Origin of the sequence: Solimonas soli DSM 21787 (genome assembly GCF_000474945.1) — a bacterium.
Classification (GTDB): domain Bacteria; phylum Pseudomonadota; class Gammaproteobacteria; order Nevskiales; family Nevskiaceae; genus Solimonas; species Solimonas soli.
The window spans coordinates 51744-65112 of sequence record NZ_KI440838.1 but is presented as its reverse complement, the minus strand read 5'-3'; the positions used below and the strand labels follow the sequence as shown (position 1 = coordinate 65112).

The 13369-nt window shown below is 70.0% G+C and carries 14 protein-coding genes; 7 read left to right on the top strand and 7 right to left on the bottom strand.

The genetic code is table 11. The features are described 5' to 3' along the window. Positions 1-6: 6 nt before the first annotated feature. Positions 7-771, bottom strand: coding sequence for a hypothetical protein (locus tag K344_RS0116625; protein ID WP_028081618.1), 765 nt, complete (start codon positions 769-771; stop codon positions 7-9). Between the two features lie 184 nt (positions 772-955). Between K344_RS0116625 and K344_RS22185 the strand changes: the two genes are divergently transcribed. Genes K344_RS22185 through K344_RS0116610 form a run of 3 tightly spaced genes read left to right on the top strand, consistent with a single transcriptional unit; the run spans position 956 to position 3354 of the window. Next, positions 956-2428 carry a WS/DGAT/MGAT family O-acyltransferase gene (locus K344_RS22185; protein WP_084197586.1) on the top strand — a complete coding sequence of 491 codons (1473 nt, stop codon included), beginning with the start codon at positions 956-958 and terminating at the stop codon, positions 2426-2428. A 34-nt stretch (positions 2429-2462) separates the two neighbouring features. Further along, entirely contained in the window at positions 2463-2804 is a 342-nt protein-coding gene (locus K344_RS0116615) for a carboxymuconolactone decarboxylase family protein (protein WP_028081617.1), read from the top strand. A gap of 1 nt (position 2805) precedes the next feature. After that, entirely contained in the window at positions 2806-3354 is a 549-nt protein-coding gene (locus tag K344_RS0116610; RefSeq protein ID WP_028081616.1) for an acyl-CoA thioesterase, read from the top strand. Between the two features lie 9 nt (positions 3355-3363). Here the strand turns inward: K344_RS0116610 and maiA are convergent, their stop codons facing one another. From maiA to phhA, 5 genes are read right to left on the bottom strand one after another with little or no spacing between them, the layout of a single operon-like run. Next, positions 3364-4011, bottom strand: a complete 648-nt coding sequence (maiA, locus tag K344_RS0116605; RefSeq protein WP_028081615.1) for a maleylacetoacetate isomerase — start codon at positions 4009-4011, stop codon at positions 3364-3366. A 29-nt stretch (positions 4012-4040) separates the two neighbouring features. Beyond that, positions 4041-5060 (bottom strand): fumarylacetoacetate hydrolase family protein, encoded by a 1020-nt coding sequence (locus K344_RS0116600; protein WP_028081614.1) that lies wholly within the window; start codon positions 5058-5060, stop codon positions 4041-4043. Then, a complete protein-coding gene (locus tag K344_RS0116595; protein ID WP_028081613.1) occupies positions 5057-6187 on the bottom strand; it encodes a homogentisate 1,2-dioxygenase in 1131 nt (376 codons plus the stop codon). The genes K344_RS0116600 and K344_RS0116595 overlap by 4 nt, the downstream gene beginning before the upstream one ends. A gap of 11 nt (positions 6188-6198) precedes the next feature. Further along, positions 6199-7266 carry a 4-hydroxyphenylpyruvate dioxygenase gene (gene hppD / locus K344_RS0116590; protein ID WP_028081612.1) on the bottom strand — a complete coding sequence of 356 codons (1068 nt, stop codon included), beginning with the start codon at positions 7264-7266 and terminating at the stop codon, positions 6199-6201. A gap of 29 nt (positions 7267-7295) precedes the next feature. Next, entirely contained in the window at positions 7296-8153 is an 858-nt protein-coding gene (gene phhA / locus K344_RS22180) for a phenylalanine 4-monooxygenase (protein ID WP_043114814.1), read from the bottom strand. A gap of 142 nt (positions 8154-8295) precedes the next feature. Between phhA and K344_RS0116580 the strand changes: the two genes are divergently transcribed. The 4 genes from K344_RS0116580 to K344_RS0116565 all read left to right on the top strand — a co-directional run bounded on the left by K344_RS0116580 (position 8296) and on the right by K344_RS0116565 (position 11931). Then, positions 8296-8763 (top strand): Lrp/AsnC family transcriptional regulator, encoded by a 468-nt coding sequence (locus tag K344_RS0116580; RefSeq protein WP_028081611.1) that lies wholly within the window; start codon positions 8296-8298, stop codon positions 8761-8763. A 66-nt stretch (positions 8764-8829) separates the two neighbouring features. Then, positions 8830-9285 (top strand): MarR family winged helix-turn-helix transcriptional regulator, encoded by a 456-nt coding sequence (locus tag K344_RS0116575; RefSeq protein ID WP_051362329.1) that lies wholly within the window; start codon positions 8830-8832, stop codon positions 9283-9285. A 6-nt stretch (positions 9286-9291) separates the two neighbouring features. Next, entirely contained in the window at positions 9292-10395 is a 1104-nt protein-coding gene (locus K344_RS22175; RefSeq protein ID WP_051362328.1) for an HlyD family secretion protein, read from the top strand. Positions 10396-10401: 6 nt separating this feature from the next. Then, positions 10402-11931: a DHA2 family efflux MFS transporter permease subunit gene (locus tag K344_RS0116565; protein WP_043114813.1), complete on the top strand. Its 1530-nt coding sequence runs from the start codon at positions 10402-10404 to the stop codon at positions 11929-11931. A 7-nt stretch (positions 11932-11938) separates the two neighbouring features. Here the strand turns inward: K344_RS0116565 and K344_RS0116560 are convergent, their stop codons facing one another. Continuing rightward, positions 11939-13360, bottom strand: coding sequence for an FAD/NAD(P)-binding protein (locus K344_RS0116560; protein ID WP_028081608.1), 1422 nt, complete (start codon positions 13358-13360; stop codon positions 11939-11941). Positions 13361-13369: the final 9 nt, after the last annotated feature.

Here is a 13369-nt window from a genome sequence, read left to right as displayed (position 1 = left end):
TTCACGCTATGAGCCCTGCAGCGGCGGCAGTTCGCGCGGCGCGTCGGCCGGCTTGCGCGTGGCGTAGACGACGCGCACGTCGAACGGCTTGCCGGTCGCCGGATTGACGACGTTCGACGGCCCGCGGAACGCCATCAGTTCGCGCTCATCCGGGGCGTAGCGCATCTCCACCGTGCCGGCGAACACGCGCAGCAGGGAATCCGGCTCGAGGCGGATGACGACCACCGGCCGCCCCTCGAAGCGATCCTCGCCGACTTTCATCGCGCGAAACTTGTAGCTCGCCAGGCGCTGCGCGGCGACGAGCTGGAAACGCAGCGTCTCGCCGGCCTGCAGCTGCGCGAAGTGATCGCGCAGGAACAGGTGGAAGCCGGCGTCCGCGCAGGTCGGCGCGACCTTGGCGATGCGGGCGCTGTCGGTGCGCCCGCCTTCGGTGCGCGTGACGACGATCGGATCGCCGCTGTCGCTGATCGCCGAGCCGTAGCCGCCGCGCATGTCCATGCGGTAGCGCACCACGTACGGATCGTCGCCCAGGCTCATCGTCTTGTGCCCCAGCTCGGTGCCGTCCGGCGCGTAGTAGTCGATGCTGCCGCCATGCCAGCGGCCGTCGACGATGCGCTGCGCATGCACCTCGGTGTAGGCGTAGGCGCCGCTCTGCGCGTCGTAGGCGTAGCCATAGAAGCGGCGCACGGTCTCCTCGGCGCCGGCCGGCAGCGCAAATAGCAGCAGGGCGACGCAAGCCCCGTTTCGCCAAGCACCGCCTGCCTTCTTCATTGCCTGCACCTCGCACGTCCCTGTGTCCGCCGATGGTGGCGGCGTCATGGCCCTGACACAAGACGGGCGGACCTGCTTGCGGGTTCACCGTTTTCGCGCGCTTTTCTTTGCTTCATCGCGGTGCGCCGCTTACAGTGCCGCCAGACGCTTCATCCCCCTCTCTCCCCCGGAGGAGTTCATGTTGTTGAAGCCCCTGAGCCCGGTCGACCAGATGTTCCTCTGGCTCGAACGCCGCACCCAGCCGATGCATGTGGGCGGCCTCGAGCTGCTGACGCCCCCGGCCGGCGCCGGTCCCGACTGGCTCGCGCGGCAGGTCGAGGAATTGCGCAAGGCGGTGCGCGCGCAGCCGCCGTTCAACCGCCACCTCGTGCGCCGCCTCGGCAGCTGGCTGTGGACCGAGGACGAGGATTTCGACCTCGACGCGCATTTCATCCACATGGCGCTGCCGGCGCCGGGCCGTGTCCGCGAGCTGCTGGCGCTGGTCTCGCAGCTGCACGCCGCACCGCTCGATCGCGCGCGTCCGCTGTGGGAGTTCTACATCATCAGCGGCCTCGAGGACGGCCGCTTCGCGATCTACGCGAAGATTCATCACGCGATGGTCGACGGCGTCGCCGCCATGCGCCTGCTGCGCAAGTCGATGAGCGAGGATCCGCTGGTGCCGGCGATCGCGCCGTGGACCATGGCGCCGCGCGTGCAGCGCGACGAAGCCTCGCCGCAGGCGCCGCGCGGCGCCTACTCCAGCCTCGCGCACGCGCTGGCGAACGTGCGCGCGCAGGCCGCGACGGTGCCGGCCGTGGCGCGCGAGCTGTACCGCTCGATCCGCGAGGGCCGCGAGAACCCGGACTACGTGTCGGCCTTCCAGGCGCCGCGCAGCATCCTCAACCAGCGCATCAGCGGCTCGCGCCGCTTCGCCGCGCAGTCCTACGCGATCGCGCGGATCCGCCGCGCCGTCAAGCAGCACCGCGTCACCGTCAATGACGTCGTGCTGGCCATGTGCGCCTCGGCGCTGCGCCGCTATCTGCTCGATCTCGACGCGCTGCCGGCCAGGCCGCTGATCGCGATGGTGCCGCTGTCGCTGCGCCGCGACGGCTCCGACGAGGGCAACCAGATCGCCATGGTGCTCGCCAACCTGGGCACTCACGTCGCCGATCCGCTGGCGCGGCTCGCGGTGATCCAGGGCTCGATGCTGGACGCCAAGCAGCGCTACTCGCGCATGGGTCCGGCGGCGATGCTCAACTACGTGGCGACGGTGATGGCGCCGGCCGGCCTCAACATCGCCACCGGCATCGCGCCGCGCTGGCAGTCGTTCAACGTCATCATCTCCAACGTGCCGGGCCCGAAGCGCACGCTGTACTGGAACGGCGCCAGGCTCGATGGCATGTATCCGGTGTCGATCGTCACCGACGGCCTGGCCCTCAACATCACGCTGACCAGCTACGTCGACCGCGTCGAGTTCGGCGTCATCGCCTGCCGGCGCACGCTGCCGCGCGTGCAGCGCCTGCTCGAGTATTTCGACCAGGGCCTCGCCGAACTGGAAGGCGAAAGCGGCGCGGCGCCGACGCCGCCGGCCGGGCCGCCGCCGGCCGCCGACGCGCCGGCGCGGTCCCGGAAAGAGTCCCCCAAGCCGGCGCGCGCACGGCGCACGCGCAAGGGCTGATGCCGACCGCCGGAATCCTCACAGGAGTCTCACCATGAGCAGCCACTATCACGATCCGGCTGATCTGACTTATCTGAAGCGCATGCACGAGCTGGCGCCGACCGAGTTCGAGGCCTGGCTCAACCTCGACAAGATCGTCGGCCGCGAGGACGGCACGATCCCGCACAAGTATCGCGAACTGATGGCGATCGCCGTGGCGCTGACCACGCAGTGCCCGTACTGCATCGAGGTCCACACGCGCGCCGCCAAGCGCGCCGGCGCCAGCGCCGCCGAGCTGTCGGAGACCACGTTCATCGCCGCGGCGCTGCGCGCCGGCGCCGCCGCCACGCACGGCGCGATGGCGATGAAGCTCTACGGCGAACCGCCGGCGGGCTGAGATGGCGGACAGCGACACAAGCGTCCAGACTCCGCGCACCGTCGATTACTCGGCGGTGCGCGAGCAGGTCTACATGGTGTTCCCGAACGATCTCAACGCCAACGACACCGTGTTCGGCGGTCTGATCATGGCGCAGATGGACCGCTTCGCCGCGGTCGTCGCCGATCGCCACGCCGGCGGCGTCTGCGTCACCGCCAGCGTCGACGCGGTGCACTTCATCGCCCCGGCGCGGCGCGGCGACGTGCTGATCTTCAACGCCTCGGTGAACCGCGCCTGGACCACGTCGATGGAAGTCGGCGTCAAGGTCGACGCGCGCAGCTACGACGGCAGCGGCAGCCGGCACATCCTCTCCGCGTATCTGACCTTCGTCGCCGTCGACAGCGCCGGCAAGCCGCGGCCGGTGCCGGCGCTGCAGCCGCTGACCGACATCGAGCACTACCGCTACGAGGAGGCGCAGCTGCGCCGCGAGATGCGCCTGCGGCACGCCGAGACATTGAAGAAGCTGCGCGGCGGCCGGCCGGTGCGCGAGCTGCCGAACACCGAGCGCTGAGCCGAGCGCTCAGCGTTCGGCGTCCGGCTGCCGCGCCGGATGCGCGCGCTGGAAGGCCGGCAGCGTGTTGCAGTGCCCGGCGATGCGCACCAGGCGCGGATAGCGCTGCATGTCGCAGCCGAAGCGCTGCGCCGCGAACATCTGCGGCACCAGCGCGCAGTCGGCAAGGGTCGGCGCCTCGCCGAAGGCGAACGGCGTCCCGGGCCGGGCCGCCGTTTCCGTCTCCAGCGCGCTCAGGCCGCGATCGATGAAGTGCCGCAGCCATTCGCCGCGCTGCGCCTCGTCGATCTTCAGCACGTCGCGCAGGTAGTCGAGCGTCGCCGTGTTCTGCAGCGGCTGCACGTCGGCGATGATGGCCTGCGCGAACGCCAGCACCTCGACGCGCGCCCGCGCGTCCGCCGGCATCAGGCGCGGCTGCGGATATCGCGCATCGAGGTAGTCGAGAATCGCCAGCGACTGCCCGAGGCGAACGTCGCCGTCGATCAGGAACGGCACGCGCTGCTGCGGATTCAGCGCGCGGTAGGCGTCCGAATGCTGCTCGCCGCCGTCGCGGAGGAGATGGATCGGCACGATCTCGTAGTCGAGCCCCTTGAGATCGAGGGCGATGCGCACGCGGTAGCTGGCCGATGAACGCCAGTAGGAGTAGAGCTTGAGCATGCGAATCTCCGAACGCGACGGCGTGCAGCTTAGCGGAGGGGCGCGACGGTCTGCTCGATGGCGCCGAACAGCGATGCGCCGTGCGCATCGCGCATCTCGATCTTCAGGCGGCGGCCGAAGCTCAGGAACGGCGTGCGCGGCTTGCCCTCGCGGATCGTTTCGACCATGCGCATTTCGGCGATGCAGGAATAGCCGAGGCCGCCCTCGGCGATCGGCCGGCCCGGTCCGCCGTCGGCGTCGCGGTTCGACACGGTGCCGGAGCCGATGATGCTGCCGGCGGCGAGCGGCCGCGTGGCGGCGGCGTGGGCGATGAGCTGGCCGAAGTCGAAGGTCATGTCGACGCCGGCGTCCGGCCTGCCGAACGGCGCGCCGTCGACGAAGGACAGCAGCGGCAGGTGCAGGCGGCCGCCGTCCCAGGCGGCGCCGAGTTCGTCCGGGGTGAGCGCGCAGGGCGCGAACGCCGACGACGGCTTGGCCTGGAAGAAGCCGAAGCCCTTGGCGAGTTCGTTCGGAATCAGGTTGCGCAGCGAGACGTCGTTGACCAGCAGCACGAGACGGATGCGCGCGCGCGCCGCGCCGGCGGTGACGCCCATCGGCACGTCGTCGGTGACGACGGCGATCTCGGCCTCGAAGTCGATGCCGTGCTCCTCGCTGACGGCGACGATGTCGCCGGTCGGATCGAGGAAGCTGTCGCTGCCGCCCTGGTACATCAGCGGATCGGTCCAGAAACTCGCCGGCATCTCGGCGCCGCGCGCCTTGCGCACCAGCTCGACGTGATTGACGTAGGCCGAGCCGTCCGCCCACTGGTAGGCGCGCGGCAGCGGCGAGTGGCAGGCGCGCGGATCGAAGGGACGCGCCTGCGCGGCGAGCGCGCCGGCGTTCAGCGCGTCGCCCAGCTCGGCGAGGCCGCCGGCCAGCTCCTGCCAGCGGTCGAGCGCCGCCTGCAGCGTCGGCGCGATCGCGGCGGCGGACACGCAGCGCGTCAGGTCGCGCGAGACGACGACGAGTTGTCCGTCGCGCGTGCCGTTCCTCAGCGTCGCCAGCTTCATGGCTGCACCTGCCAGGAACGGTGGTAGTCGGACCACTCGACCGACTCCGCCGCCGGCGCCACGTCCAGCGCGTCGCGCGCGTCGATCATCACGGCGTATTCGTCGGTCGCCGGTTTGCTCTGCTGCAGCATCTTGCCGAGCGCCTTCGGATGCGGGCCGTGCGTGAAGCCGCAGGGGTGCAGCGTGAGCATGCCGGGATGGATGTTGTCGCGCGAGAAGAAGTCGCCGGCGTGATAGAAGATCACTTCGTCGAAGTCGTCGTTGTTGTGGAAGAACGGCACCTTGATCGCGCCCGGATCGCTCTCGAACGGCCGCGGCACGAAGGTGCAGACCACGAAGCGCTGCGACACGAACGTGGTGTGCGCGCTCGGCGGCAGGTGGTAGCGGTGCGACATCAGCGGCCGGATGTCGCGGACGTTGATGCGCACCGCCAGCAGCGTGCCGTGCCAGCCGACGGCGTCGAGCGGGTTGTACGGATAGGTCACCGTCGAAATCTGCTGACGGCGCTTGATGCGCACCTTCCACTCGGCGCCCTGCGCGGCCTGAGCGCGGAACGCGCCGTCGAGGCGCGGGTAGTCCAGCATCGCCGGATCGAAGATCGCGTGCTCGCCGACCAGCCCCTTGTCGGGCAGCGCGTAGTGCGCGTTGGTCGCCTCGATGAGCAGCAGCGCGACCGGCGCGCCGACCTCGATGCGCCACATGGTGCCGCGCGGCAGCACCACGTAGTCGCCCGCCGCGATCGTCAGGTGGCCGTAGTCGCAGAACAGCTCGGCCGTGCCGGCGTGCACGAACAGCAGCTCGTCGCCGTCGGCATTGCGCGCCAGCTCGGTCATCGAGCGCTCGCAGATCCACCAGCGCAGGCGCACGTCGGCGTTGTGCAGGATCGCGGCTGCGTCCCACGGCGACGGCGATGCGCCGAGCTTCGCCAGGTCGAAGGCGCGCGGCCGCAGCGGACCTTCCCAGTTCGTCCAGCCGGTCGGCGGGCGCGGATGGATCATCTGTGTCGACGGACCGAAGAAGCCTTCCTTGCCGAGCTCGCGCTCGACGTGGCCGGCCGGCAGGTCGGCATGCGCCTGTCGCGAGGCGAGTCCTTCGACGACCGGCCGGTAGATCCATTTGTGGGACATGCGATCGTTCCTTACGCGGCGAGCACGCCGCGGCGGATCTGGTCTTCCTCGATGCTCTCGAACAGGGCCTTGAAGTTGCCTTCGCCGAAACCTTCGTTGCCCTTGCGCTGGATGATCTCGAAGAAGATCGGCCCGATCACCGTGCTCGTGAAGATCTGCAGCAGGATGCCCTCGACCGGCGCGCCGTCGATCAGGATGCTCAGCTCGCGCAGGCGCGCCAGCGGCTCGCCGTGGCCCGGCACGCGCGCATCGACGCGCGCGTAGTAGGTGTCCGGCGTGTCCATGAACTGCACGCCGCGCGCGCGCAGCGCGCTGACCGTCGCGTAGATGTCGTCGGCGGCCAGCGCGATGTGCTGGATGCCCTCGCCGCGATACTCGCGGATGAATTCCTCGATCTGCGACTTGTCGTCCGACGATTCGTTGATCGGGATGCGGATCTTGCCGCAGGGCGAGGTCATGGCGCGCGACACCAGGCCGGTCTGCTTGCCCTCGATGTCGAAGTAGCGGATCTCGCGGAAGTTGGCGATGCGTTCGTAGAAGCCGGCCCAGGTATCCATGTTGCCGCGCGAGACATTGTGCGTCAGATGGTCGATCGCGGTGAGGCCGACGCCCTTCGGCGCGCGATCGACGCCGTCGAAGAAGCGGAAGTCGACGTCGTAGATCGAATGTTCGGCGCCGTAGCGGTCCACCAGATAGAGCACGCTGTTGCCGATGCCGTAGACCGCCGGCAGGTTCAGCTCCATGAGGCCGGGCCGGGTGTCGAAGGCGACCGCGCCCTGCGCCAGCGCGTGGGCGTGCGCGCTCACCGCGTCCTTCACGCGCCAGCCCATCGCGCAGGCCGAAGGGCCGTGCGCGCGCGCGAACTGCTCGAAATGCGTGTAGGGCGTGGCGTTGACCAGGAAGTTGATGTCGCCCTGGCGGAACAGGGTGACGTCCTTGCGCCGGTGCTTCGCGACGGCGGTGAAGCCCATCATCTCGAACAGGGCATGCAGCTGGGCGATGCCGGCGGCGCCGGGCGCGGTGAATTCGACGAATTCGAAACCGTCGGTGCCGAGCGGATTGTCGATGCGGGCGGTCATGGCGTGTCCTCGGAACATGGAAGGCATTTTCAGGCGGCGAGCCGGCCGCGGCGCGGCGGCACCGGCTCGTCGCCCGCGTACAGGCGCTCGGGGCTCAGGGCTTGCTGCTCGCGCAGGGCGGCGATGAGCGGCGGCAGATCGCGCGTCATCAGCTCGGCGAGTTCGTCGAGCCGGCGGATCACGAAATAAGTTTTCTGGAAGCTGTCGATGCGATACGCGGTGCCCATGCAGCGTGCGGCTTCGAGGCGCACGCGCAGGGGCGCCGGGCTCTCGACGGCGTGCGGCGTCTCGCCGCCCGACGACAGGATGCCGGCGCCGTAGGCGCGCAGGCCCTCGTCGCTCTCGATCAGGCCGAACTCGACCGTGTACCAGTACAGGCGCGCCAGCAGCGGCACGGCGCCGAGATGGGCGAGGCGCAGCGCCTGCTCGCCGTAGCGCTGCACGTAATCGCCGAAGCGGCGGTCGAACAGCATCGGCACATGGCCGAAAAAGTCGTGGAAGATGTCCGGCTCGACCAGGTAGTCGAATTCCTCGGGCTTGCGCAGCCAGACGGTCACCGGAAATTGCCGCGCGGCGAGCAGGCGGAAGAAGGGCTCGTCGGGAATGAAACCCGGCACCGCGACCAGCCGCCAGCCGCTTGCCGCCGCGAGGCGCGCGTTGACGGCGTCGAGCTCGGGCACGCCGTCGGCGGCGTCGGTGCGGGCCAGGCCTTCGCGGAACTCGCGGCAGGCGTAGTCCTGCAGCAGCTGCGCCTGGCGCGCGTAGAGCCGGCGCCACAGCGCGTGATCGGCCTCGCCGTAGACATGATCGCGCTGCTCGACGGTGAAGTCGGCCCGCGCCTTCGTGTAATCGCCACGCAGACCGCTGCTGGTGTTGGCGCTGTACATCGCCGTTCTCCTCGCGGCGGTTCGCTGCCCGCCGTGCGCTCCACTGTACGCCGTCGGCCGGCGTGAAAGGCTGCAATCTGTGCGTCTTTCTTCGCCGCGGCTTGCCATAATCACCACGAATTCGAACTTCCGTGGTGATTTCATGCAAGCCGAGCTTGATCGCACCGACCTGCGCATCCTCCGCGAGCTGCAGAAGGACGGCCGCCTGCCGATCGTCGAACTCGCCGAGCGCGTGTCGCTGTCGGCGACCGCCTGCCAGCGCCGCGTGCGCAAGCTCGAGGACAGCGGCGTCATCGCCCGCTATGCCGCCGTGCTCGACCCGGCCGCGCTCGGCCAGCAGGTGCAGGCCTTCGTGCGCGTCAACATCGAACGGCAGTCGAAGGACACCACGCTCGCCTTCCAGGACGCCGTGCAGAAACGCCCGGAGGTGCGCGCCTGCTACGTGATGACCGGCGAACTCGACTACCTGCTGCACGTCGCGGTCGCCGATCTGCAGGCCTTCGCCGAGTTCTCGATGAAAGTCCTGATCGGCCTGCCCGGCGTAAAGGATGTGCGTTCGAGCCTGGTGCTCGAGGCGATCAAGAAGGACGAGGGCGTGCGCCTGCCCTGAATCTTGCCCGCCGCCCGTCGCGGGCGGCGCGTTGATTTGCGCACTTATAGTTAGTAGACTAACCATATGCGCAAGCCACCGCCGCCCAACACCACGACTTCGCTGCTGCTCGAAGTCGGCCGCCTGCACCGCGAGGCGTTCAAGCGCCGCGCCGCGCATCTGAAACTGACGCAGTCGCAGTCGATGGCGCTGGCGTGGATCGCCAAGCAGCCGGGTATCACGCAGACCGGCCTCGCCGAGAAGCTGGAAGTGCATCCGGTGACGGTCACGCAGCTCATCGACCGCCTGCAGCGCGCCGGCTGGGTGCGGCGCGAGACGCACAAGGACGACCGCCGCGCCTTCCGCCTGCTGACGACCGACAAGGCGGAGCCGATCCTCGACGAGCTGTGGAAGATCGCCGCCGAAGCGCGGGCCTACGCCTTGCGTGGCCTGTCGGCGGCGGAGCAGAAGCAGCTCGACCAGTTCCTGCTGCGCATCAAGAGCAATCTCGCCGGCGGCGACGGCGCCGACGACCGCGGATAAGTCCCCATGGCCATCGACTCCCCCGGCATCACGCCGAACCGCTCGCGACTGCGCTTCGTCCTGTTCGGCGCCGGCATCGCCGCGGCCATCGTCGCGGCGCTGTATTACTTCGTGTTCGGCAGCCGCTACGTGTCGACCGACAACGCCTACGTCAAGGCCAACATGGTCAACGTCAGCGCCGACGTCAGCGGCAAGGTCGATCGCATCTACGTGCGCGAAAACCAGTTCGTCGCCGCCGGCGCGCCGCTGTTCCGCATCGACCCGGCGCCTTACGAAGTCGCCGTGCAGCAGGCCGAGGCCGCGCTGCTGCAGGCGCGCACCGAAGTCGAGGCGCTGAAGGCGACCTACGCGCAGAAGCAGGCGGCGCTGCGCTCGGCGCAGGCCGATCTCACCTACCGGCAGACCGAGTACGAGCGCGTCAAGGCGCTGCAGCAGCTCGGCGCCAGCTCGAAGTCGACGCTCGACGCCGCCGTCAACGCGCTCGAAGTGGCGCGCAGCGACATCAAGGCCCGGCAGCACGAGATCGACGAAGTGCGCGCCCAGCTCGACGACGATCCGGACATCGCCGTCGAGGATCATCCCTCGTACAAGGCGGCGCTGGCGGCGCTCGACAAGGCGAAGCTCGATCTCGCGCGCACCGAGGTGCACACGCCGATCGCCGGCATCGCCAGCAAGGTGCCGGAGGTCGGCGGCTACGTGCTGCCGGGCCTGCCGGTGCTCAGCGTGGTCGACGCGCGCGGCCCGTGGATCGAGGCGAACCTCAAGGAATCGCAGCTCGAACACGTGCGGCCGGGCCAGAGCGTCGAGATCGAGGTCGACGCCTATTCGCACACGCGCTGGCAGGGCACGGTGCAGAGCATCGGCCAGGCGACCGGCGCCGAGTTCTCGCTGCTGCCGCCGCAGAACGCCAGCGGCAACTGGGTGAAGGTCGTGCAGCGCGTGCCGGTGCGCATCGCCATCACGCATCAGCCGGACGAACCGATGCTGCGCGCCGGCATGAGCACCGAGATCAGCATCGACACGCGCGGCACGCCGGACGACACGCACGGCACGCCGGACGGCGCGCACGGCACGGCCGGCAGCGGCAACGCGCAGGCGGCCGCGCGGTAGCAGGCCATGAGCACGACCATGCCTGCCGGGCGGCACGCCCTGCTGACCGTATCGGTGATGGCGGCGACGCTGATGCAGGCGCTCGACTCGACGATCGCCAACGTCGCGCTGCCGCACATGCAGGGCTCGCTCGGCGCGGCGTCGGACCAGATCTCGTGGGTGCTGACCTCGTACATGGTCGCCGCGGCGATCGCCACGGCGCCGACCGGCTATCTCGCCGCGCGCTTCGGCATGAAGCGCCTGTTCCTCGCCGCGATCACCGGCTTCACCATCACCTCGATGCTGTGCGGCGTCGCCGCGTCGTTGCCGCAGATGGTGGTCTTCCGCCTGCTGCAGGGCCTGTGCGGCGCCTCGCTGGTGCCGCTCTCGCAGGTCGTGCTGCTGAACATCAATCCGAAGGAAAAGCACGGCTCGGCGATGGCGATGTGGGGCATGGGCGTGATGCTCGGCCCTATCCTCGGGCCGACGCTCGGCGGCTGGCTGACCGAGGTCTACAACTGGCGCTGGGTGTTCTACATCAACGTGCCGTTCGGCATCCTCGCCTTCCTCGGCCTTTCGGCCGGCCTGCCGGCCGACACCAGGACCGCAGCACCGAAACTCGACGTGCTCGGCTTCACGCTGCTGTCGCTGACGATCGCCACACTGCAGCTGATGCTCGACCGCGGCGAGACCAAGGCCTGGTTCGAGTCGACCGAGATCGTCATCTACGCCGGCCTGACGGTGCTGCTGCTGTACCTGTTCCTCGCGCACACGGTGACGACGCCGAGTCCGTTCATGCCCTTGCGCCTGTTCGCCAACGCCAACTTCGTCTCCGGCCTGGTCATGATCGCGGTGATGGGCGTGGTGATCTTCGCCACCTCGGCGCTGCTGCCGCCGTTCCTGCAGAACCTGCGCGGCTTTCCGGTCATCACCACCGGGCTCGCGGTGGCGCCACGCGGCGCCGGCACGATGGCGTCGATGCTCCTCATCGGCCGCTTCGGGAATCGCATCGATTCACGCTGGATGATGTTCGTCGGCATGCTGCTGACCGCGCAGTCGCTGTACATGATGGCCGGCTTCAACCTCGACGTGCCGGTCTCCGGCCTGGTCGCCTCCTGCGTGCTGCAGGGCGTCGGCATGGGTCTGGTGTTCGTGCCGCTGACGACGATCACGCTGGCGACCCTGCAGACGCGCGACCGCGCCGACGGCGCCTCGCTGTACAGCCTGATCCGCAATGTCGGCAGCAGCATCGGCATCGCCGCCGCGTTCGCCTACCAGACGCGGATGACGACGGTGAATCACGCCTACCTCACCGAGCACGTCACCGCCTACACGCCGGCGCTGGCGCAGTACCTCAACGCCGGCAGCGGCCTCGAAACCGCGCTCGGCCTCGCCGGCGTCGCCGCCGAGGTGCAGCGCCAGGCCGGCATGCTGGCGACGATCGCCGACTTCAAGGTGATGACCTGGGGCGTGCTGCTGGCGACGCCGGCGCTGCTGATGTTCCGCAAGGCCAAGCCCGATCCGGCGGCGCCGGTCGAGCACGTCGCGCTCGACTGAGCTCCCGCTAGGACGCGAAGCCGGCGATCGCCTCGCGCGCGCCGCCGAGCTCGCGATGCAGCACCGCGGCCAGCGCGGCGACGTGCCGGCGCAGCTCGGGCACCGCGGTCGCCTCCCAGTCGCGGTACTTGAGGAACGGGCCGACGTAGTGCAGCCACGGCGTCGCCCTGCCGTCGTGATCGAGCAGCGCGTAGTGCTCGTCGATCTCGAAGCCGAGCCCGAGCCGATCGACGCGCAGCAGGCCGTCCTCGCGCAGCCCGCCGATCAGCGGATCGCGCAGCTTGCGCGTGTCGTTGTCGGGGCCCGTGCAGTTGATGACGGTGCCGACCGCGAGTGCTTCCTCGGCCTTGCCGCCGCGGCGGCGGAAGCGCACGTGCAAGGCCTCGACGCTTTCGTCGTAGCCGGTGATGCGGCCGGCGATCAGCGCCAGCGCGCCGCTGTCGATCTCCGCCTGCAGGCGCCGGCCGAGCGCCGGCGCGCAACGGTGGCGGTGCGTTTCCCAGTACGGCCGCACGTGGCGCAGGAAGCGCTGGCGCTCGCGCAGCGGCAATGCCTGCCAGAGCTGCGGCGTCACCGCGCGCACGGCGCCGATGACGTCGCGCCAGTCGCGGCCGGCGCGCTCGTGCACGATCACGGCCTCGCGCATCGCGCGCAGATAGTTGCGCGCGGTCGGCTGCGCGAGCATGCGCCGCGGCAGCTGCTCGTCGTAAACCGGCGGCGTCTCGAGGTCGCGATGCGCCTGCGGCACGAGGCCGCGGCGCGACAGCGCGTAGATCGGCGCCGCGTGCCCGCGCTCGCGCAGGTCGAGCGCGATGTCGAGCATGGTCAGGCCGGTGCCGATCAGCAGCACCGGCTGCTCGGGCTTGACCACCCACAGCGCATCGGGCCGCCACGGATTGGCGACGTAGCGCGGGCTCGAATAGAAGCTGCGCTGTCCGGCGGCGACCGGCGGATCGCCCGGCGCGTAATTGCCCATGCTGAGCACGACGCGCTCGGCGCCGATCGCATCGCCGTTGCTGAGCAGGATGCGCGCGCCGCCGCCGGCCAGCGGCAGGATGCGGTTGACGTCGCCGACCACGGCGCGAAAGCGCACGCCGCTGCCGGCGCGCACCGCCGCGTCGGCGAGCAGGCTTTCGAGATAGTCGCCATAGGCGCGGCGCGCGACGAAGCTGGCGCCGCCCACCTTCGGGTCCTGCCGCCGCGCGAACTGCAGGAAGCCGTCCTCCTCGCCCGGCAGCGCGCCCATGCGCGCGGCCGGCACGTTGAGCACGTGGCTGGCGGTGCGCGTGCCGTAGGCGACGCCGCGCGCCAGCAGGCCGGAGCGGTTGATGAGCACCACGTTGAGCGGCGTCACCGGCGGACGCCGCAGCAGGTGCACGGCGAGGGTCGTGCCGCAGAAGCCGGCGCCGATGATGGCGATGGTCGTCATGCGCGGCGC

What these genes read in the sequence shown, in the direction of transcription:
- K344_RS0116625 (WP_028081618.1), bottom strand. Translation starts at nt 771, where the DNA reads ATGAAGAAGGCAGGCGGTGCTTGGCGAAACGGGGCTTGCGTCGCCCTG.
- K344_RS0116615 (WP_028081617.1), top strand. Translation starts at nt 2,463, where the DNA reads ATGAGCAGCCACTATCACGATCCGGCTGATCTGACTTATCTGAAGCGC.
- K344_RS0116610 (WP_028081616.1), top strand. Translation starts at nt 2,806, where the DNA reads ATGGCGGACAGCGACACAAGCGTCCAGACTCCGCGCACCGTCGATTAC.
- maiA (WP_028081615.1), bottom strand. Translation starts at nt 4,011, where the DNA reads ATGCTCAAGCTCTACTCCTACTGGCGTTCATCGGCCAGCTACCGCGTG.
- K344_RS0116600 (WP_028081614.1), bottom strand. Translation starts at nt 5,060, where the DNA reads ATGAAGCTGGCGACGCTGAGGAACGGCACGCGCGACGGACAACTCGTC.
- K344_RS0116595 (WP_028081613.1), bottom strand. Translation starts at nt 6,187, where the DNA reads ATGTCCCACAAATGGATCTACCGGCCGGTCGTCGAAGGACTCGCCTCG.
- hppD (WP_028081612.1), bottom strand. Translation starts at nt 7,266, where the DNA reads ATGACCGCCCGCATCGACAATCCGCTCGGCACCGACGGTTTCGAATTC.
- phhA (WP_043114814.1), bottom strand. Translation starts at nt 8,153, where the DNA reads ATGTACAGCGCCAACACCAGCAGCGGTCTGCGTGGCGATTACACGAAG.
- K344_RS0116580 (WP_028081611.1), top strand. Translation starts at nt 8,296, where the DNA reads ATGCAAGCCGAGCTTGATCGCACCGACCTGCGCATCCTCCGCGAGCTG.
- K344_RS0116575 (WP_051362329.1), top strand. Translation starts at nt 8,830, where the DNA reads ATGCGCAAGCCACCGCCGCCCAACACCACGACTTCGCTGCTGCTCGAA.
- K344_RS22175 (WP_051362328.1), top strand. Translation starts at nt 9,292, where the DNA reads ATGGCCATCGACTCCCCCGGCATCACGCCGAACCGCTCGCGACTGCGC.
- K344_RS0116565 (WP_043114813.1), top strand. Translation starts at nt 10,402, where the DNA reads ATGAGCACGACCATGCCTGCCGGGCGGCACGCCCTGCTGACCGTATCG.
- K344_RS0116560 (WP_028081608.1), bottom strand. Translation starts at nt 13,360, where the DNA reads ATGACGACCATCGCCATCATCGGCGCCGGCTTCTGCGGCACGACCCTC.